Here is a 19,306-nt window from a genome sequence, read left to right on the forward strand (position 1 = left end):
GATTTTTCGTCTTCAGTTAATCATCATATTTATCTTACCGATTTAGGTTCAAAGCAAGATGTACAATCAAAAGGATTTTCTTAATATTGCGGATGTCCTTCCATTACTATAATTTTTATTTATAAATTAACTCAACTCGATGAATTTAATTAAATTTCTATTTCGTTCTTCTTTTCAGTTGATGATTGCTGCTTTAGCGATCGGTTTTTTAAGTGGTAGCAGTAGCGCGGGTTTGATTGCTTTAATTAGCTATGCGGTTGCTCATTTTTCAAAAAATCTGCCACTCTCTCTAATTTTAGGCTTTGCGGGTTTGGCTTTGTCGGCTTTATTGACGAGTTGGTTAGTTCGAGTGATTTTGATTAAACTCTCACAAGAAGCGGTGTTTCAACTCCAAATGAATCTCAGCCGTCAAATTCTCGCGTCAGAATTAACTTATCTAGAGAAAACGGGATCATCTCAGTTACTAGCTGCTTTGACTGATGATATTCAAGCGATCGCCGATGCTGTTTACATTTTACCCTTTTTATGTATTAATTTAGCCATTATTACGGGATGTTTTGCTTATATTGCCTGGCTATCTTGGCAAGTTTTTTTAATTGTTTCTAGTCTATCTTTTTTAACGATTTTTGCTTTTAGATTTCTCCTTAGACGAGGACGAAAACTGCTGACTTTAGCTAGAGAAGACCGAGATTACCTATTTCAAGATTTTAGAACACTCACTGAAGGAATTAAAGAATTAAAACTACATGAGCAAAAACGCCAAGATTTTTTACAAGAAGATTTACAAATTAATGCTTCTCGTTTTCGTCATCATAGCACTGAAGGTTTAAGTTTATTAGCTTTTACTGATAGTGTGGGTAAATTCGTTTTTTTCTTCGCCATTGGTTTAGTTTTATTTATTATTCCTAAGTTTATTGTTCTTTCGCCTCTTGCTCTTTCAAGTTATGTATTAACCTATACTTATCTTCTTGGGCCTTTTGAAAATATTGTTAATAAACTCCCAATTATTACTAAAGCAGATGTCGCTCTACAAAAACTTAAAATGCTCGGTTTATCTTTATCAAGTCATGCAGAACAACTAAAGCCTACTCAAAATTATCATCTTTCTTGGCAACAGCTAAAACTTCAAAACGTTACTCATATCTATCTAGGTGAAATAGAAGATATTCATTTTACTTTAGGTCCGATTAATTTAGAGTTTAAACCTGGAGAAATCGTCTTTATCATCGGTGGTAATGGAAGTGGAAAATCAACATTAGCTAAATTAATTACAGGACTTTATACTCCAGAATGTGGAGAAATTTGGTTAGATAAAATAATAATTGATGCTTCTCAAAGAGAGTGGTATCGTCAACATTTTTCGGTTATTTTTTCAGATTTTTATTTATTTAATAGACTTTTAGGTTTAGATGCAGAAAAGCTTAATGAACAAACACAATATTATCTAAAATTGCTAAAATTGGAGCATAAAATTACAATTAATCAAGGACGATTTTCTACAACTTCTCTTTCTCAAGGTCAGCGTAAAAGATTAGCTTTATTGACAGCTTATTTAGAAGATCGACCTATTTATTTATTTGATGAGTGGGCAGCCGATCAAGATCCAAGCTTTAAAAATATTTTTTATACAGAATTTTTACCCCAACTCAAAGCCCAAGGAAAACTGATTTTAGCAATTACTCATGATGATCATTATTTTTCGGTAGCAGATCGAATTATTAAATTAAATTCTGGTCAAATCGAATCGGATCAACAAATAGTTAATAAAATAGCTAAAGCTTAATTTTTAGTATGAGGCATAGCTAAAGTTTTAGAAATTGTTTTCCTCTTAGAAATTTTTTTCCTAAGTGATTTAAGTTGCTCAGGTTTGTTTATTACTAATCCCGTCAAACCACCGCTAATTAGAGGAAAAGCTGGATTATAAGTTACATTAACTAAAGAATCAACCATAAACAAAGCTAAAGAAACTGCAAGCACCGCAGATGGGGCAACTTGTGGATGAAACCAAGTTTTTACAGGATATCGCCACCAGGCAAAACATATAACAGGAAGCAATAAACATAACACAAAACTAATTAATCCGACTAAACCATTAGTACCATAAGCAATAATCCAATAACTATCTGTAGTCGAAGTATCTTTTATTGTACCGTCCCATTCTTCTTCATAAACCCGATTACGTCCCCATCCTCCCCAACCAAAAAACGGCCGCTCTTGTGCTTTGGCTCGCAGTTTGACTTCATTATCTAATCTAAATTCTAATGATTGCGCTCGCTCAGAAGAAAAGTTTTGTGCTGACCAATTAATTAAAGTTGTTCCGTCAAAATTATCAGTTACGTTTAAAAATAGATAGTAAATAATCGATAAAATAAGAACTAACAAAATTATAGTATTACGCAACCATTTCGCAGAAACAGCGATTGCCACTGCCACCAAAAAATAGACATAAGTTCCCGTTGATTTAATTAAGAAAAAAGTGACCACAAGGAACGCAACTAACCATTGAATTTTGAGACCCCAAATTTGAGTTACTGTTTTTGACTGCCACAACCAAAGTGCTATTAAAGTAACCATCATCATCCACATCGCCAAAACTAAACCATGACTCATGAAAACGATGGGCCGCCAAGAACCTCCTCTAAATGCCTGTGTCACGCCTGAAATATGACCATAATAACCATAAATGTTGTAATGTAACTGAGGACTCATACGAATTTCGTACAGACAAAGAAGTGCATAAATTAAACCACCTTTAAGAATGGTTAAAGCTAATTCTTTGAGTCCAGCCAAATTATTTAAATATAAACGCCCCAAAATATATGGTAAGCCCCATTTAGCACTCTGAGTTAAACTGTTATTTATTCCATCATAAAAACCTAAATCATTCACTACAGAAGAAAATATAGGACAAATACACCAAATCAACATTGGCAAATCTAGCAAACTCGGTTTAAAATATGCCAAACGTTTAAAATCAAAAAAAAGAATGCCTAAAAGAATGCCATAACAGGTGGCGACCATTCCTTCATAGTTGGGAATCAAAGGAAGAGGAAAACCAGCCCCTTGAGGTTGAAAAAGAAGCCCCGCCACAAAACTTGTGATAATAGCTGTTCGTGGTGGAAAATAGATAAACAACAAGAAGGTTAGAGGCAACCAAGCTATAATAACAAATAGGGCTTGTGGTGTCATAAGGCGTTCAATGAGGATTTACAAATTAATTAAATTTTCTCTAATTTTTTTTCCTAAAATATTGTTTAAAATCTAACAAAATCGGCGGAATAAGTTTTTTAAAAAAGACTTTACTTTGAGTTAACAAATCTATTTTTTCTTTTAAATTTTCATTAGGTCGCGCTTGAAAAAGTGTCGAGTGAGGGGCTGAAACTTCTTCAGGCGGTCTACCATTACTATAATAATATAAAGCCAAAGATTTACGGGTTCTGTCTTCTGGACAAGTTAAAGCTTCAGGATGTCCATGATAAGAAAAGTCAGTTGTACTGAAAATAACGCATCGATTGAAAATCGGTAAAACTTTTTTTTGACAACTTTTCATTTCTTGATCCCATAATTCAAAATAGCCGCCATATTCTTCTTGCCAATCTTTGTTGAGATAAATTAATAGATTTAGTCGTCTATCTAGATTAAGTTTTTGATGTTTATTGAAATCCGCATGAATTTTTAAATAGCCGCCTTTTTCGATTTGATGAAGTCCACCACCCACAAAATGCGGATCGGGAATTAATCCATCAATTCCTGTTAGTTTTTCTAAAAAAGTGATGAAAGTCGATGAATTGAGTTGATACAACAGTGAACGAGTCATTGGACCCATTTGTAATTCAGAGTTAGAGGCTAATTTTTTTTCAGAAATATTATCGAATTGTCGCCAATTGATTGATTGTGGTTTAGGAAATTCTTCAAGAACTTGATTAAGAATGGCTTCAGAAAGAAAATTCTCTATGATAATATGTGGAAAAGGTTTAGCTTGTTGGTAAGCTTGATGATATTGGATTGCTAATTGCTCTAAATATTCTGGATCTAAATGATAATTAATATCGGTTGTAATCATTAATTTTTCTCCTTTTTTTTGATTAAATAATAACATTTTTAGTGAGCCGATTCAAACATTAAATCTATTGGTAAACCATAGCCCGCTAATTTTCTAACGGTTAGAGTTAAAATAATCGCCGACAGAATTAAAATTGTCATCAAAATATCTTGCTGAAAACAACTGAGCTTTTCTCGCCATAAACCATAGCTAATTATTGCATAAAGTTCAAGATCATTGAGAGCAACCATGATAATCAAACCAGGTAAACCAAATAGATAAAATCCGAGTAATAAGCCTAAACACATATGAATACTTTTAAGAATTTGTCCATAAGCTTGATAATTGAGTTTTCCTAGGGCTGTTAAAGCTTGCCTATTTGTTTCTAAAAGAACATTTGGCCAAATTCCTAAAGCTAAAATGGGTAGCATCCAAGCCGCTTGTTTATATCTAGCATCATACATGAATAAAATTAACCAATCTCCAAAACAAACCAAGGGGATGATTAGACAACTAATTCCAAGTAACAGCAAACGACGATTTTTCAGCATTTTTAACCGCAAGCTTTCCCGTGGTAAATCCATAAGTTGTGAAAATACAGGTAGTAAAACCTTGCTAGAAAGCATTCCGATAACTGACTGAGGAAAAAGAGCTAAAGTACAGGCGATCGTATAAATTCCCAAAATTTCAAAAGATGTTAACTTAGCCAGAATTAAACGATCACTTTGAGTTGCTAAAAAATAAAATGCTGTTGAAATAAAAATCCATTTCCCAAAAGACAAAATATCGCGGGCTGCGGTTTGTTCCCAAGCAAAACGGTTAAAATAGTTTGGAATAAGACGATAACTCAAAATCATTGTTAAAGTTGCGCTGATTAAATTTCCCACCACTAACGCCCAAATAGTAGGATGTAAAAAAGCCCAAATCAGCATAATACTCAGAGAAAATGATTGTACACCTAAATCGAGTATCGTAATTTTTTTAAGCGCAACTTGACGATTTAGTGTTAGCAAACTCGTTGAATTAAATCCACTAATTAAACTCGTTAAACTGAAAATGGGCATTAACCAAAGTAATCGTTCATCATTATAAAGTTGAGCAATTGGCCAACTAATTAATAAACAGCCAAACCAAATAAAAAACCCTCGAATAATTTGGAGCGTCCAGACGGTATTGAGAAAAATTGGGTCATCTCCCCGTTTATGCTGCACGACGATAGGAGCTAACCCTACATCCGACAAAAAGTTTAAAGCAACAATTAAGGTCATCAATGTAGCCATGAGTCCGAACAGTTCGGGAGCCAAGAGACGTGTTAAGATGACATTCCCCCCTAGACGGATAAACTGACTAGAACCATAGCCAAGTAACGTCCAAAGTGATCCTAAGAGGGCAAGTTTCTTGAGTGATGACATAATATAACAGCTTTTTCTTAGCTCATTTGAACTAGATTTTAGCCACAAAACGTGACTTTTCCTTTAATTAGTATGCCCATTACATCAAAAAAATTGCGCTTTGAATACATTTTATTTGCAGCACCAACACTAACAAAACTGACGCTCTGACAAAAAATCACTAAGTTATACATAAGTTATACATAAAACAGACATAAAGTTATACATATCCCCCAGGCAACGCAAACACGATATTATACAGGCGTTTTGGATAATGAGATAAGAGCCTAAACCATCCCTACCAATTCTGTTATCTTCATGAAAGTTGTTAAAATTCTCAACGCCTCAATTGATAATTTAACTAAGCAAGAATTACTTGCTAAACTAACTCAATACGGTGGATTTCTAATAACCCCCAATGTTGATCATTTAGTGAAGTTGCAGACCGACGCAGAATTTTTGGAGGTTTATCATCAGGCGACTTATCGAGTTTGTGACAGCAAAATATTGCAATATGCCTCGCGCTTCTTAGGCAACCCGATAAAAGAAAAAATTTCAGGATCTGATTTTTTTCCAGCATTTTACAAATACAACAAATATAACGAAAATATTAAAATTTTTCTGCTGGGAGCCAAAGAAGGTATCTCTCAAAAAGCACAACATAAAATTAATCGAAAAGTTGGCCGAGAGATGGTTGTAGATACTTATTCTCCTCCTTTGAATTTTGAGTATGACGAAGCTGAATGTCAAAAAATTATTCAGCAAATTAATCAATCAGGAGCTACAGTTCTCGCGGCTGGCTTAGGTTCGCCTAAACAAGAAAAATGGATTTTAAAATATAGACATCAACTGAAAAATATTAAGATTTTCTTGGCGATCGGTGCAACGATTGATTTTGAAGCTGGCTATAAACCTCGCGCTCCAAAATGGATGAGTGAAATTGGTTTAGAATGGCTTTATCGTTTGGTTTCCGAACCTAAACGGCTTTGGAGACGATATTTAGTCGATGATATGTATTTTTTCTGGTTGATTGTACAGCAAAAATTACATATTTATGAAACCCCTAGAGCCGTAAAAACTCTGTCTTTGGGAACCTCTAGAAATTAAAAAAAGTAGTCATTTTGAATTGATACTTTGTATACTGATAAATATTAAGTTAAGTATCATAATCGATTGGAGTGTTGGTTTGTGACTGAATATGCTCAAGAAACGCTAACCGAAGAGCAAGAAACGGCTGGCAGTTCCTCCAATAAAGAACTTAATCCTCGTCCTTTTTTTAGAACGTTTAAAAGAAAAGCTTGGCTGATTGGAACCGTTACAGGTTTGACGAGCATCGCAGCTTTAATGAGCAGTTTTTTTGAGCCGAGTCGTTATGTGGGAAATTTTTATTTACTTGTTGAACCCATTACCTCAGCCGCTAAATTAACCGATCCAACAACTCTAACTCGTACGGGTGGCGTTCCTCAAAATGATTTATTTGCTCTAGACTATCCAACAAACCTCGCTTTTTTAAGTAGTCCAGGGATGACCTATCGCATTGCTAAAGATGTTCATGAAAAAGAAGCAAATAGGACAATTCCCGCGATCTGGAAAGATCTACGAGATCATTTAAAGGTTGAACGTTTAGGCACAACCTCAGCAACAGCAACTAAAATTTTTGAAGTGTCATATGAAGGCAAAAATGCTGAAGAAGTACAAGCAATTTTAGAAACGGCTGCTCAAACTTTTCTACAATACAGTGCAGAAGACAGAGAAACAAGTTTAAAGGCGGGTGTTTCTTTTATTGATAAACAATTACCAGACTTAATTCAACGTCTCAATCAATTGCAGTCTGAGCAAGAAAAAATACGCCAAAAATACGATCTACTCGATCCAGTTAATAAAGGACAAACGACTTTAGAACAAATTAAAGATTTAGAAACACAAAAAATTAGTATAGAAAATGAGCTAAAGGCGCAAAAAGCACTTTATGAAAATTTAGCTAAACAACTTAAATTAACCCCTCAAGAAGCTCTTGTCGCTGCTTCTTTAAGCCAAGATCCGATCAGGGAATCTTTAGCCGCAGAATTGCAAAAAATTGATACACAAATTGCCGTAGAATCTGCCCGTTTTACGCGTCAAAGTCCGATTATTCAAACTCTCGAAGAACAGAAAGCTAATCTTAATCAGTTGCTTGAGAAAAAAACACAACAACTTTTGGCCCAAAGTCCGACTCGTTTGGCTCGTTCGGTTTCTTCTTTAGATTGGCAAAATCCTACTCGTCTCAAACTTATTGAACAATATGTGGCTTCAGCAAATGAAATTAAGGTTTTAGAAGTCCGTTATCAAGATCTAGAAACAATTAAAATCGCTTTAGAAAAACAGATTCGTAATTATCCAGAAATCATCCGCAATTATCAAGAAGTTGAACGTAAAATAACCCTAACGACTCAACTTTTAGATAGACTACAAACTCAGCGAGAAAATCTTAGAGTTGAAGCAGCACAAGATCTTCCCTGGCAACTTATTTCTAAACCTCAAATCCCACTCGATAAAGATGGCAAACCCATTTCTTATCCACCTGAGCGAAAAAAGAAAATCATCGCGGGTGTTGGTGGCGGTTTGTTACTGAGTGGTTTATTTGCTATTCTATTGGAAAAACGCCGCAATCAATTTTACTGTGATGAAGATATCCGAGATTATTTAGGAGTTCCTCTTGTCGGTTCAATTCCTTGGGATGACATGACGGAAACTGATGCGAGCGCTCTTATTCCCTCTTCCAATCAAACAGAGGAATATTCCATAGAACCTCAAGTATTTTCTAGTTTAACAGAAGCTCTCCAAGCTAAAGAAGCCCCGACTATTCTTTTAAAAGAACCTGTTCAAATTCAGCAAAAAACTAACACTTTTTCGACACCTTCAAATGACCTTAGTCTCTGGCAACAAGAAAGAAGTTACTCTTTTTTAAGTGCATTTGATACGCTTTATGCACAATTGAGTTTAGACAATAATAATAATGTGCTTCGTTCTATCGCTATGACTTCGGTAGAAGCAGGTGATGGTCAATCTACTGTTGCAATGTATCTAGCTAATGCGGCAGCAGCAACGGGTTCACGTGTGCTTTTAGTTGATGCTAATTGGCACAATTCTCAATTACACCACTATTTTAATTTATCTAACAATAAAGGTCTTAATCATATTTTAAATTATTCTTTAAATTCAGCCGAAGTGATTCAAAGTGTACAGGATAATCCAAATCTTTTTGTTTTGACCTCTGGTTTAACCGAATCAAAAAAACGACTTTGGTCGCCGAAAATGAAAGAATTGATGGGGCAACTAGAACAAGAATACGATCTAGTTATTTATGATCTGCCTCATTTTTTCGATTCTACCGATATTCGTTTTATCAGCACTCAAACTAATGGATTATTACTCGTTGTTGGTGTTTTTCAAACATCCCAATCATTAGTCAAAAAAGCAATGAATGAGATTAATCGTTTAAAATTACCTTTTTTAGGTGTCGTTGCCAATCATTTAAAAGAGCAGTCTTTGACAACTTTGTTATAAGGTTTAAAATAATCGATTACTGGATTCTTTTGACAAAATTAGCGAAGAAATTACTAAAAGCAATGATGTAATTAACATTAATGTTGAAATTGCATTAATGATTGGACTAACGGAAAAGCGAATCATTCCATAAACAAAAAGCGGTAAAGTTGTTGCACCTACTCCAGTGGTAAAAAATGTAATTACAAAATCATCTAATGATAAAGTAAATGCTAACAATGCTGCACTAATAATACTAGGTGTAATTAATGGTAAGATAATTAATCTTAGGGTTTGCCATTCATTAGCACCTAAATCCCATGCTGCCTCTTCTATAAATGGTTCTAACTCTGCAATTCTTCCTCTAACTATTATAGCAACAAATGATAAGCTAAAAGCAATATGTCCTATAATTACAGTTGGTAATCCTAAAACTAAACGTATTCCTGTAAATGTTTCTATTAGTTTAAAGAGCAGACTAAAAAAGACTAATAAAGAAATTCCCATCGTTATTTCAGGAATAATAATCGGTAATATCAATAATCCTTCTAACCAACTTTTGCCGCGTATTTGAAATCGTTCTAATGCTAGAGCTAACATCGTTCCCAACAGAGTAGAAAAAAAAGTTGAAATCACCGCAACAATTAAACTATTTTGTAAAGCTGACCACACCATATCATCGGTAATCTGTGCATTTTTATCAGTAATTCCAGATAACAAACTTTGATACCAATCTAAAGTAAATCCTCGCCAAACTGAATTAAATCGTGACGCATTAAAAGAATAAATTATTAAAATAAAAATGGGTAAATATAGAAAAATTAAGCCAAAAATGGTATTAAACCAAAGCCCATATTTACCGAATTTTCTAATTAATAAATCTAATTTGATTTTTCTAAACATTAATTATTTTTGCTTTTCAAAGGATAATAGATAATACAAAATAGGAATTAAAATAATAGACATCATTACAATAGATAATGCTGAACCAAATGGCCAATCTCTGGATTTAATAAATTGATTTTGAATAACATTTCCAATCATAATTGTTTTAGCCCCTCCTAATAAATCTGGTGTAATAAATGCACCGACTGAAGGAATAAAAACTAACAAACTACCTGAAATTATTCCTCGACGACTTAAGGGTAAAACAACTCGCCAAAAAGTCTTTAAATCATTCGCACCTAAATCATGTGCCGCCTCAATTAAACTAAAATTAAACTTTTCTAAGGTAGCATACAAAGGCAAAATCATAAAAGGAAGATAGCCATAAATTAATCCTAAACTAACTGCAAAAGGAGTAAAAAGTAATTCTAAAGGTTCTTTAATTAAATTTAAACTTTGTAAAATTGTATTAATTACGCCTTCAGTTCTCAGTAAAACCATCCAAGCATAAGTCCTCACTAAAAAATTAGTCCAAAAGGGAATAATTACTAAAAAGAATAAAATTCTTCGCCAAGGTTGTAAACGTGTCGCTATGAAAAAAGCCATCGGATAGCCTACTATAAGACAAACGATTGTTGTGAGAAAAGCTAACCAACAAGAACGCCCTAAAATACCCCAGTAAACACCTTTAGTTAGTCTTTGATAACTATCTAGGGTAAATGTCCAATTCACCCCGCCATAGGTTCCTCGTTCTAAAAAACTGTAGATTAAAACGAGTAATAACGGTAAAACAAAAAATAGTACCAAAAACATTAAAGCGGGAAAAAGTAGTACAAATAAATTGATTTTTTTTCTTGTTTCAAGAGTAGTCGTGCGTTGAGAGTTTTTTATAAATCCTGCCATAGTTATCGTTTTTTGTTATCAAAACCTTACAAATTTGGGATTGATTCAGTAATTTTTCTGAGGTTTGACTTTTAAATTTTACATATTATAAAAGCTCCTTAGATTGATTTTGACCAAATCTAACAGAAATTGTGGGAAATCACGATAATTTTGGTCATTTTAATCACCCAATTTGCTGCATCTACAATTTTTATTTTTCTATAAAATTTCCACTCACTTCTTTTCTGATATGGAGGTGAAAAACAATTGATATGACTGCATCAAACAAAAAAGTATTTTACTGTACAAAATTGAAGCAACAACCTGTTTATAATTTTGTTTTAAGCATTAACGTCAATACAGGTTTAACCCTATTAGAATTAATGATTACTCTTGTTCTAATAGGAATTTTAATAACGATCGCATTTAGTGTAATGAGTCGTTTGATGTCTTGGTTTCGTTTAAATATTGCGACCTTTCAACTCTCGCAACAATGGAAAACAACTCGTTATGAGGCAACGGGTAAAGGTTCACTTCCTATGTCAGTTTGTATGGCAGAAATTCTACCAGAACAAATTCAGTACACCCAAATTCAAGGGAGTAACTGCGAAGTAGCGACCCAATGGCTTTTTCTCCCCCAAGGTGTCAGTATAGATACAAATAATTCAACTTTGCCTACTGTCAATGGAATTGCAGGGAATGGCGGAAAATATTATCGGGCGAGTTGGGCTGATACGCAAGGTGGAATGGGAGGCTCTTGGGGACAATTAGGTAGAATTGTGCTGATTACCCCCCCAATTTCGGCAAAAAAGTGTTTATTTCTTTTTAAGGTCGATGGAAGCTGGAATATTAGAGAAAATGCCAATTGTAATAAATGATGTTTAAATCCACATATCATACAAGTCCCACAATCCTTCTAGTCCGATGACACCGTTTTGACAAATTGCCTCTTCTTCTTTTGCAGAAAAAGTTACAGAATTAACTTGCTTTTCTTGAGAAGTTGCTTTAAGCTTTTTAGAGGGAACGAAAAACTTTTTAATCATAAGTTGTAACTCCAACAGGACGGGTTTTAACTTTATTTCAAGTTGTAGGTGTGACTTGTTTAAACTCAAGTTTCTTTAAGCGAGCCGAAGAAAAAAAGCCGACTTAAAAAACAAAAGATTTGGCGATCTTTTATTTCTTGGTCAATTTCTTATTTTTAAACGAGCAATTTTAGGATTTAGTGCGGATGCAAGATTTAAGCTGTTTTTAAATCACAACTATTTCCAAAAACTCCTAGACCAGCTATAAAAGCTGACTAAGTTTTTGTTTTTAGAAATTATTTTGAAAGAAAAATAATGTGTGAAAATGAGGCTTACTGATAATATTAAAGAACTTAATGAACTTTTAACTGTAAGTTATTTTTTGAGTTAAAGGTCATTAAAGTATCTTATTTATTTATAATATCCCAAAACAGATGAGAACTTACGCTCATTTCAGCAAAATATGAAAAAAGGTAATATTTCTTAACATACCAAATTAACGGGATCACCCCAATCTAACTGTAGTTGTGCTTGAGCATTTCCGTTTCTAACCGCAATTTCTAGCCAACTATGACTACCGATTAGGGCTACTGCTTCACCTAGAGCAACATCACTATAAGTATTTCCCATTGGAATGATAACATCTTTAATCTTGAGTTGCCAGTGGGAAAGTGCCGGCGGTATCGCAGTAGAGGGAATATTCGTAATCAGATTCCCGAAAACATCGATATATTGAATGTATCCCATAATTTTTGTGGGTGTCTTCTCAAAGCTTGGGGGAGAAAGTCGCACTAAATGAGCAGGATCGATCAAGTCTCCCAATTCTTGTAATGGTACACCACTGGCTAGATGTGCAGCCACAGAAGCAAAAATATCTCGACCATGAAATGTAGTGCTAGGACGAGATGTGAGCCAATATTGAGCATTAGTCAGACTAACTGCCTTCAAAGCTTGTGATAAATCGAGAATACCGCTAAATAACCCATTATCTGGCCCAACTAAATAGCCTTCTTTAAATTGTATCGCTATTCCTTGGCGTTGACTGCCGACTCCAGGATCAACGATCGCCAAATGAATCGTACCATGTGGAAAATAAGAATAAGCATTCATTAGACAGAATCGACCTGCAAGAATATTTTGCGGTGGGATTTGATGGGTTAGATCGATTACTCTTAGTGATGGGTTAATGGTTGCGATCGCTCCTTTCATTACACCCACATACACATCCTGTAAACCAAAATCAGTCAGTAGGGTTATTACGGTAGTCATCCTTAGTTTTTCCGTAAGTGTTGCTATTTTATTAAGTTTTTCTAATGTTCGGTAACAACTTATACACTTTTGTAAGCAAAGTGTTATCTTATATATAAGGGTAAATGATTAAATCTATAAATAAAACTGTCCACCATGAACAAGAATCGTCAACAGTTGGTAACCAAAGCAGTTTCCGCCCATCGGGAAAGTCTGCGTAAAAATTTACAGCACCGTTTAGAAATTGCTAGAGCCAAAGGAAATGATGCTTTAGTCAGACAATTAGAAGCAGAAGCATCTTACTTAAATCTAAACTAAATGTTTTTTCAATCTTGGTTAGTTGTTAGTTACACAGTGATTAGAGTTTTCTCTAGTCACTTCATTTTTTTTGGTTATATTTAAAGGATTTGGAGATTAAACCCATACATCGATTATCATGCAAGTTGATTTTCAACCCTTTACTATTCATAAACGCTTTCCTTTAACCATTAGTCGTGGTACAACAGCCGAGAATACTAATATTTGGGTACGCATACAAGCAGAAGAAATAGAGGGATGGGGAGAAGCTTCACCCTTTTCTATTGTTCAAGAAGGCAAAAAAGATACAGATAAAGTTATACAAGAATTAGCACAAATTACGCCACATTTAGCTAAATATCATCCTTTAGAACGACAACAGATCGAAGAACTTTTACTACACAATAACATCTCTTCAGTCACACGAGCCGCGATCGATATGGCACTATACGACTGGCTGGGAAAACGCGCTGATTTGCCATTGTGGAGGCTTTTGGGACTGGATAAAAGTGCCATCGTACCCATCTCCGTAACGGTAGGCATCAACACCCCGGAAGGCGCGAAAAAACGGGTTAGAGACTGGATGGAATTGATGGATGTCAAACTGATTAAAATAAAACTGGGTTCACCCAAAGGAATAGCCGCAGACAAAGAGATGCTTTTAGCCATCAAAGAAGAAGCATCTAATATTCCCCTGATGGTTGATGCAAATGGGGGATGGAGTTTAGATAATGCTTTAAAAATGAGTGAATGGTTAGCACAACAAGGCGTGATCTATATCGAACAACCTTTAGCCGTTGGTCAGGAAAAAGATCTATTTTTATTGTATCAGCGATTGCCCCTGCCGATTTTTGTCGATGAGAGTTGTTTTAGTAGCTTAGATATCCCTCGTCTTGCTTCTTGTGTACATGGTATTAATATCAAAATGATGAAAGCAGGAGGAATAAGCGAAGTTTTACGAATGATTCACATTGCCAAAGGGTGTGGTTTACAAGTAATGTTTGGCTGTTACTCCGATAGTAGCTTATCTAATACAGCTATGTCGGTGTTATCCCCTCTTGTAGACTATCTTGACTTAGATAGTCACTTAAATTTAATCGATGATCCCTTTATTGGGGCAAAATTAGAGGAAGGAAAATTATTACCCAATGATTTACCAGGTTTAGGAGTTACCCAAAAAATAAGTTAATGCTTTTAACCTCTGATCATCGAGTTGCTATACTGCTACATGAAGGAATTTCCGGCACACAGGGAAAAACGGGACTTGCTTATATTCGTTACGGGGGATCTCCCGTTGTTGCGATCATTGATGCACAGAATGCGGGACAATCTTCATCAGCATTAACAGGTATAGCGAAAGATATTCCAATTGTTGCGAGTTTACAAGACACATTAGATTATAATCCAGATGTTTTACTTATTGGTATTGCGCCATCTGGGGGTATTTTACCCGATGCTTGGTATGAAGAAGTTAAACTAGCGGTTACTCAAGGAATATCGATCGTCAATGGTTTACATACGCCCCTGTCGCCTCATTTTCCTATCTTAAAAGACGGTCAATGGATTTGGGATATTCGACAAGAACCTGTGGGGTTACGAGTCGGTAAAGCAAGAACAAAATCACTTTCATGTCAGCGTATCTTGACAATAGGAACGGATATGAGTGTCGGAAAAATGTCTACCAGTATTGAGTTAAACCGACTTGCACAAAAAAGAGGCATTAAATCTAAATTTCTTGCAACTGGACAAGGCGGCATAATGATAGCAGGAGAAGGAATTCCTTTAGATGCCATTAGAGTCGATTTTGCGGCGGGTGCAGTCGAGCAAATGGTGTTAGAGTCAGGAAAAGATCACGATATTTTATGGATTGAGGGACAAGGTTCTCTTTTACATCCAGGTTCAACCGCAACATTACCCCTCATTCGTGGCAGTCAACCTACTGATCTAATTTTAGTCCATCGTTTCGGCCAAATTCATATTAAAGATTTGCCTAATATTCTCATTCCTCCACTAACAGAAGTGATTAAACTATATGAAATGGTTGCTAGTGCTGGTGGAACTTTTGAACCTGCTAAAATCAAAGGCATTAGTTTAAATACTTTTCATCTCGATCATGAAGACGCAAAAACCGCTATTACCAAAGTACAGGATGAAACGGGTTTACCCTGTACTGATGTGGTAAGATTTGGGGGAGATGTTTTATTAGATGCTGTGTTGAGTGGCTCAAAACATTAATATTCATCTTGGAACTTTTCGAGGATATCCATCAAGCTGACTTGGCATTTCATCGGTAATAAATCAGCCAAAGAAACCTCTATTTTTCCACCCCCTAAAGGGACTTTAATTTCTTTAAGAACTTTAGTAACCGTTTCTTCTGATAAGGATTTATCTTCAATCAGTTGAAAAACTTTTTGGGCTACAGTTGTATGAAGATGAGCATCATTAAGATGTAAATGCCATTTTGCTACATCGATGTATACATTTTCGCCAATTTCGGCGGCTAATGATTCAATTGCAGGTGTTAGATTAGCCATAATTTTAGTTAGATTCTACTGAATAATCGGCAATGAATGCGATATAAATGAGATGAGCGAATAAAATTGTCGCCCAAACGCCAGAAAACACAGTCAGCCATGTCCAATCAATAAACTTAATGATATGGAAAAACCATAAACCAGAATTAATAGCGGCAAAAGTAGCAACATGAACCGCAAAATTCATGCGATCATCTAGTTTACGATAGGCGGGCTCATTGCGATCGGGTTTTCGTGGCCAACGTGGAGGCATAATTTAAAACAGAACAAATACTGATATTTCTATTTTAATTCTTTAACGGAATAATCTCCTGATTTTCCTCCAGTTTTACTAAGTAGGCGAATATTTTCAATTTGCATGGATTTTTCTAAGGCTTTAGCCATATCATACAGCGTCAAAGCCGCCACCGAAACCGCCGTTAACGCTTCCATTTCGACACCTGTTTCCGCTTTTGTGACAACAGTCGCCCGAATTTGATAACCTGGTAACTCCGCATCAGGAATTAAATTTACTTCTATTTTGCCTAACGGTAAAGGATGACACAAGGGAATTAAATTAGATGTCTGTTTTGCTGCCATAATTCCCGCTATTTTCGCCGTACCTAAAACATCGCCTTTGGGTGCGTTACCTGCTGCAATGGCTGTAAATGTGGCTAGAGTCATTCTAACTTGACAGGCGGCGATCGCTTCTCTCAAGGTTTGAGATTTCCCCGAAACGTCTACCATTTGGGCATCCCCTTGATCGTTGAGATGTGTTAAAGACAAATTTTGATTAACCTCTTGCATTCTACTATTTAGTTATGTTATTATGGTTTACTGTTGGAAACAACGAGGGCTTGTAGCTTAGTGGATAGAGTGCATGGCTACGGACCATGAGGTCGGGGGTTCGAATCCCTCCAAGCCCGCTAAATTTTTAGAATATCATGAATCATCTAGGTGTTTGAATAGCGTCGCTAAAACGGTGTTAGAAAACAGAAAACCTTCTGGATCGGTTAATTTAATGCGTTCAAGATTTGAACCATCAGAACTAATATAATCAATCCAGCCTTGAGCGTGATATTTCTGTAAACTATCTATAATCTTTTGTTGAACCGTTTCGCCAAACTGTTCTCTTATTTTAGATAAACTGATTCCCGATCGCAAACGCAACCCTAACATCAAAGTTTCTAATAAAATATCCGTAGTCGAACTTTGAGGATAATCAATCTTTCCCTTGTTTTCTTGTAACTGTTGTACCCAAGGATAATATTCTTTTCGGTTGCGAGGACGATTTAAACGCTGACGATGAGTATAACTCGCTGCGCCCATGCCAAAACCATAATAAGCGCGATTTTCCCAATATACTCGATTATGTCGGCATTGAAACCCAGATTTAGCATAATTAGAAATCTCATAATGTTCGTATCCTGCCTCAGTTAGTTTATTTTGGGCTAAACGATACATTTGCGCTGTCGCTTCATCCGTCGGTAACGGGTTTTCCCCACCCTCATAGCGTTTTCCGAAAGCGGTAACAGGTTCTAACACTAAATCGTAGCAAGAAAGATGATTAGGGGCAATTTTAATCGCCTCAGATAAAGAATGATCCCAGTTTTCTAAGGTTTGATGGGGTAAACCCGAAATCAGATCTAGACTAAAATTTGTAACATTTGCTTGACAAATAAGGTCAATTGCGTTGTATATATCTTGTACAAAATGCGATCGCCCACAAACCTTTAATAATTCATCTTGAAACGCTTGTACCCCCAGACTAACTCGATTCACCCCACAAAGCTGATAACCTTGAAGTTGTTGTAAGGTAAAAGTACCAGGGTCCATTTCCATCGATAGTTCTAAATTAGCATCAATGCCGAATTGTTGATCTAAAGTTTGTAGAATTAAATCAAGATATTTGACGGGTAAAAGAGAAGGTGTTCCCCCACCAAAAAAAATTGTTTTTAGCGGATATCCTAGAGAGGGTGTCGCTTTTATTTCTTGACAAAGTACCTCAACATATTCTCCAATAGCCTTAGAAGTCTCAATATCGATATGATTCCCTAATACTGAAATTGGGAAATCGCAATAGAAACAGCGACGACGACAAAAAGGAATATGTAGATAAGCGGAATAGGGTTGATCGAGATGAGAAAAAACATCTGTTTTAGAAAGACTCAACATCGATAAGTTTTTCAATCCTTAAATAATAATAATGATTTGCCGATTTTTGAAGATTGTTATAACAAGTTATAGTTTGAGCATATATACAATTGACGCTAGAAATGTATCTTAATAAATCCCCATGAAGCAAGAGATATAATAGATCAATCTGGTTCATACTCATTTATAAAAGGGCAGTTTTTGTCCTAAAACATCCCCATTTATTGCGAGGGATAAGCAATTATGTTAGATGCCATTATTATCTTATTATTCGTCATTGCCGTTGCTGGAGTGGGTTTCGGTAGTGTAGATCTGCTTCCTTTAGAAGTTCGAGGGCAGATTACTAATATAGAAGCCCTACGCTGGTTATCGGCAGGTTTTGCGTCGATTATCGGTTTAGCATTGGGTTTAGTCGCCCAAACCACTTATCGGCGGGTAGAAGCCCAAATTAGACGAACACCGATTGAAGTTTTATTAACCCGTGCGATCGGTTTAGTGATCGGTTTGCTCATAGCTAACTTAATTTTAGCGCCGATCTTTTTTCTTCCCATCCCACAAGAATTTGCTTTCATCAAACCTATGATGGCGATTTTGGGTAGTGTGATGTTTTCCTATCTGGGTGTTACTTTAGCCGATACTCATGGGCGTACTTTCCTGCGTCTGATTAATCCCAATAGCATTGAAACAATGTTAGTCGCAGAAGGAACCTTACAACCTGTCTCAACGAAGATTATTGATACCAGTTGTATTATTGATGGGCGCATCGAACAACTTCTAGAAACTGGTTTTATTGAAGGACAAATTTTAGTTCCTCAGTTTATCCTACAAGAATTACAGCAGTTAGCCGATGGTAGTAATGATCAAAAACGTGTCAGAGGAAGACGCGGTTTAGATATACTCAATCGTGTACAAGAAACATTCCCCGATCGCATTGTGATTCATTCGGCAGACTATGAAGACATTACAACGGTTGATGCTAAGTTAGTCCATTTGGCGCAGGAAATCAACGGGATTTTACTCACCAATGATTACAACCTCAGTAAAGTCGCTAATCTCCAAAAAGTCGGTATTCTCAATGTGAATGATTTAGCCCAAGCTTTGCGCCCGATCTATCTTCCTGGTGATACATTAGATCTAAAAATTCTCAAACAAGGGAAAGAACCCACTCAAGGTGTCGGATATCTAGAAGATGGAACAATGGTCGTAGTGGAAGAAGGAAAAGATTATGTAAACGAAGAAGTAAGAGTTATTGTGACTTCTGCGTTACAAACCTCCGCCGGGCGAATGATCTTTGCTAAACCTCAAACTTCGGTAATGGCATCTTAACAGTTGTCAGTAAACAGTTAT

Annotated in this window: 19 protein-coding genes and 1 tRNA gene; 9 read left to right on the top strand and 11 right to left on the bottom strand. The window is 35.7% G+C overall.

The annotated features are described in order from the left end of the window. Nucleotides 1–139 precede the first annotated feature (139 nt). Nucleotides 140–1,783 (top strand): cyclic peptide export ABC transporter, encoded by a 1,644-nt coding sequence (locus C7H19_RS01160; RefSeq protein ID WP_106455049.1) that lies wholly within the window; start codon nucleotides 140–142, stop codon nucleotides 1,781–1,783. On the opposite strand, the gene C7H19_RS01165 is transcribed toward C7H19_RS01160, so the two are convergent. The 3 genes from C7H19_RS01165 to C7H19_RS01175 are packed head-to-tail and all read right to left on the bottom strand — an operon-like array spanning nucleotide 1,780 to nucleotide 5,454. Further along, nucleotides 1,780–3,189, bottom strand: coding sequence for an O-antigen ligase family protein (locus C7H19_RS01165; protein ID WP_106455050.1), 1,410 nt, complete (start codon nucleotides 3,187–3,189; stop codon nucleotides 1,780–1,782). The two genes, C7H19_RS01160 and C7H19_RS01165, sit on opposite strands and share 4 nt — an antisense overlap. A gap of 40 nt (nucleotides 3,190–3,229) precedes the next feature. Then, complete coding sequence (locus tag C7H19_RS01170; RefSeq protein ID WP_106455206.1) at nucleotides 3,230–4,063, bottom strand: 2OG-Fe(II) oxygenase; 834 nt, start codon at nucleotides 4,061–4,063, stop codon at nucleotides 3,230–3,232. Between the two features lie 38 nt (nucleotides 4,064–4,101). Continuing rightward, entirely contained in the window at nucleotides 4,102–5,454 is a 1,353-nt protein-coding gene (locus C7H19_RS01175; protein WP_106455051.1) for an oligosaccharide flippase family protein, read from the bottom strand. A gap of 297 nt (nucleotides 5,455–5,751) precedes the next feature. Between C7H19_RS01175 and C7H19_RS01180 the strand changes: the two genes are divergently transcribed. Both C7H19_RS01180 and C7H19_RS01185 read left to right on the top strand, forming a co-directional pair. Continuing rightward, nucleotides 5,752–6,540, top strand: a complete 789-nt coding sequence (locus C7H19_RS01180) for a WecB/TagA/CpsF family glycosyltransferase (protein ID WP_106455052.1) — start codon at nucleotides 5,752–5,754, stop codon at nucleotides 6,538–6,540. An 81-nt stretch (nucleotides 6,541–6,621) separates the two neighbouring features. Continuing rightward, nucleotides 6,622–8,979: a polysaccharide biosynthesis tyrosine autokinase gene (locus tag C7H19_RS01185; RefSeq protein ID WP_106455053.1), complete on the top strand. Its 2,358-nt coding sequence runs from the start codon at nucleotides 6,622–6,624 to the stop codon at nucleotides 8,977–8,979. Nucleotides 8,980–8,982: 3 nt separating this feature from the next. Here the strand turns inward: C7H19_RS01185 and C7H19_RS01190 are convergent, their stop codons facing one another. Continuing rightward, a complete protein-coding gene (locus tag C7H19_RS01190) occupies nucleotides 8,983–9,861 on the bottom strand; it encodes an ABC transporter permease (protein WP_106455054.1) in 879 nt (292 codons plus the stop codon). A gap of 3 nt (nucleotides 9,862–9,864) precedes the next feature. Continuing rightward, on the bottom strand, nucleotides 9,865–10,746 hold the full coding sequence (locus tag C7H19_RS01195; RefSeq protein ID WP_106455055.1) for an ABC transporter permease: 882 nt from the start codon (nucleotides 10,744–10,746) through the stop codon (nucleotides 9,865–9,867). Between the two features lie 251 nt (nucleotides 10,747–10,997). Between C7H19_RS01195 and C7H19_RS01200 the strand changes: the two genes are divergently transcribed. Next, complete coding sequence (locus C7H19_RS01200; protein WP_106455056.1) at nucleotides 10,998–11,603, top strand: pilus assembly FimT family protein; 606 nt, start codon at nucleotides 10,998–11,000, stop codon at nucleotides 11,601–11,603. 3 nt (nucleotides 11,604–11,606) lie between these two features. Here C7H19_RS01200 and C7H19_RS25470 read toward each other — a convergent pair whose 3' ends face one another. Both C7H19_RS25470 and C7H19_RS01210 read right to left on the bottom strand, forming a co-directional pair. Next, nucleotides 11,607–11,768 carry a hypothetical protein gene (locus C7H19_RS25470; RefSeq protein ID WP_181280497.1) on the bottom strand — a complete coding sequence of 54 codons (162 nt, stop codon included), beginning with the start codon at nucleotides 11,766–11,768 and terminating at the stop codon, nucleotides 11,607–11,609. Between the two features lie 462 nt (nucleotides 11,769–12,230). Beyond that, nucleotides 12,231–13,016, bottom strand: coding sequence for an SAM hydrolase/SAM-dependent halogenase family protein (locus tag C7H19_RS01210; RefSeq protein WP_106455058.1), 786 nt, complete (start codon nucleotides 13,014–13,016; stop codon nucleotides 12,231–12,233). 135 nt (nucleotides 13,017–13,151) lie between these two features. Here C7H19_RS01210 and pirA point away from each other — a divergent pair, with 135 nt between their 5' ends. From pirA to C7H19_RS01220, 3 genes are all read left to right on the top strand, one after another. Beyond that, the gene (gene pirA, locus C7H19_RS25475) at nucleotides 13,152–13,313 is read left to right on the top strand and encodes an arginine synthesis PII-interacting regulator PirA (protein ID WP_181280498.1); all 162 of its coding nucleotides are present in this window, start codon (nucleotides 13,152–13,154) and stop codon (nucleotides 13,311–13,313) included. Nucleotides 13,314–13,431: 118 nt separating this feature from the next. Then, nucleotides 13,432–14,481, top strand: coding sequence for a dipeptide epimerase (locus tag C7H19_RS01215; protein ID WP_106455059.1), 1,050 nt, complete (start codon nucleotides 13,432–13,434; stop codon nucleotides 14,479–14,481). Further along, nucleotides 14,481–15,527, top strand: a complete 1,047-nt coding sequence (locus C7H19_RS01220; protein ID WP_106455060.1) for an N-acetyltransferase DgcN family protein — start codon at nucleotides 14,481–14,483, stop codon at nucleotides 15,525–15,527. The genes C7H19_RS01215 and C7H19_RS01220 overlap by 1 nt, the downstream gene beginning before the upstream one ends. Here C7H19_RS01220 and C7H19_RS01225 read toward each other — a convergent pair. The 3 genes from C7H19_RS01225 to moaC are packed head-to-tail and all read right to left on the bottom strand — an operon-like array spanning nucleotide 15,524 to nucleotide 16,612. Next, entirely contained in the window at nucleotides 15,524–15,826 is a 303-nt protein-coding gene (locus C7H19_RS01225) for a DUF3181 family protein (RefSeq protein WP_106455061.1), read from the bottom strand. The genes C7H19_RS01220 and C7H19_RS01225 overlap by 4 nt on opposite strands. Before the next feature lie 4 nt (nucleotides 15,827–15,830). Continuing rightward, nucleotides 15,831–16,079, bottom strand: coding sequence for a 2TM domain-containing protein (locus C7H19_RS01230; RefSeq protein ID WP_106455062.1), 249 nt, complete (start codon nucleotides 16,077–16,079; stop codon nucleotides 15,831–15,833). Nucleotides 16,080–16,108: 29 nt separating this feature from the next. Then, nucleotides 16,109–16,612 carry a cyclic pyranopterin monophosphate synthase MoaC gene (gene moaC, locus C7H19_RS01235; RefSeq protein WP_106455063.1) on the bottom strand — a complete coding sequence of 168 codons (504 nt, stop codon included), beginning with the start codon at nucleotides 16,610–16,612 and terminating at the stop codon, nucleotides 16,109–16,111. Between the two features lie 46 nt (nucleotides 16,613–16,658). On the opposite strand from moaC, the gene C7H19_RS01240 reads away from it, so the two are divergent. Beyond that, nucleotides 16,659–16,731: transfer RNA gene (locus C7H19_RS01240), tRNA-Arg, on the top strand. Between the two features lie 16 nt (nucleotides 16,732–16,747). Here C7H19_RS01240 and hemW read toward each other — a convergent pair. After that, nucleotides 16,748–17,980 carry a radical SAM family heme chaperone HemW gene (gene hemW, locus C7H19_RS01245; RefSeq protein ID WP_106455064.1) on the bottom strand — a complete coding sequence of 411 codons (1,233 nt, stop codon included), beginning with the start codon at nucleotides 17,978–17,980 and terminating at the stop codon, nucleotides 16,748–16,750. A gap of 222 nt (nucleotides 17,981–18,202) precedes the next feature. On the opposite strand from hemW, the gene C7H19_RS01250 reads away from it, so the two are divergent. Further along, nucleotides 18,203–19,285 (top strand): PIN/TRAM domain-containing protein, encoded by a 1,083-nt coding sequence (locus C7H19_RS01250; protein WP_106455065.1) that lies wholly within the window; start codon nucleotides 18,203–18,205, stop codon nucleotides 19,283–19,285. Nucleotides 19,286–19,306: the final 21 nt, after the last annotated feature.

This window comes from Aphanothece hegewaldii CCALA 016 (genome assembly GCF_003007785.1).
In the GTDB taxonomy this organism is placed as follows: Bacteria; Cyanobacteriota; Cyanobacteriia; order Cyanobacteriales; family Microcystaceae; genus Chroococcus; species Chroococcus hegewaldii.

Bases quoted from the DNA above. Each gene is read 5' to 3' on its own strand.
- C7H19_RS01160 (WP_106455049.1), top strand. From the start codon at position 140: ATGAATTTAATTAAATTTCTATTTCGTTCTTCTTTTCAGTTGATGATT.
- C7H19_RS01165 (WP_106455050.1), bottom strand. From the start codon at position 3,189: ATGACACCACAAGCCCTATTTGTTATTATAGCTTGGTTGCCTCTAACC.
- C7H19_RS01170 (WP_106455206.1), bottom strand. From the start codon at position 4,063: ATGATTACAACCGATATTAATTATCATTTAGATCCAGAATATTTAGAG.
- C7H19_RS01175 (WP_106455051.1), bottom strand. From the start codon at position 5,454: ATGTCATCACTCAAGAAACTTGCCCTCTTAGGATCACTTTGGACGTTA.
- C7H19_RS01180 (WP_106455052.1), top strand. From the start codon at position 5,752: ATGAAAGTTGTTAAAATTCTCAACGCCTCAATTGATAATTTAACTAAG.
- C7H19_RS01190 (WP_106455054.1), bottom strand. From the start codon at position 9,861: ATGTTTAGAAAAATCAAATTAGATTTATTAATTAGAAAATTCGGTAAA.
- C7H19_RS01195 (WP_106455055.1), bottom strand. From the start codon at position 10,746: ATGGCAGGATTTATAAAAAACTCTCAACGCACGACTACTCTTGAAACA.
- C7H19_RS01200 (WP_106455056.1), top strand. From the start codon at position 10,998: ATGACTGCATCAAACAAAAAAGTATTTTACTGTACAAAATTGAAGCAA.
- C7H19_RS25470 (WP_181280497.1), bottom strand. From the start codon at position 11,768: ATGATTAAAAAGTTTTTCGTTCCCTCTAAAAAGCTTAAAGCAACTTCT.
- C7H19_RS01210 (WP_106455058.1), bottom strand. From the start codon at position 13,016: ATGACTACCGTAATAACCCTACTGACTGATTTTGGTTTACAGGATGTG.
- pirA (WP_181280498.1), top strand. From the start codon at position 13,152: ATGAACAAGAATCGTCAACAGTTGGTAACCAAAGCAGTTTCCGCCCAT.
- C7H19_RS01215 (WP_106455059.1), top strand. From the start codon at position 13,432: ATGCAAGTTGATTTTCAACCCTTTACTATTCATAAACGCTTTCCTTTA.
- C7H19_RS01220 (WP_106455060.1), top strand. From the start codon at position 14,481: ATGCTTTTAACCTCTGATCATCGAGTTGCTATACTGCTACATGAAGGA.
- C7H19_RS01225 (WP_106455061.1), bottom strand. From the start codon at position 15,826: ATGGCTAATCTAACACCTGCAATTGAATCATTAGCCGCCGAAATTGGC.
- C7H19_RS01230 (WP_106455062.1), bottom strand. From the start codon at position 16,079: ATGCCTCCACGTTGGCCACGAAAACCCGATCGCAATGAGCCCGCCTAT.
- moaC (WP_106455063.1), bottom strand. From the start codon at position 16,612: ATGCAAGAGGTTAATCAAAATTTGTCTTTAACACATCTCAACGATCAA.
- hemW (WP_106455064.1), bottom strand. From the start codon at position 17,980: ATGTTGAGTCTTTCTAAAACAGATGTTTTTTCTCATCTCGATCAACCC.
- C7H19_RS01250 (WP_106455065.1), top strand. From the start codon at position 18,203: ATGTTAGATGCCATTATTATCTTATTATTCGTCATTGCCGTTGCTGGA.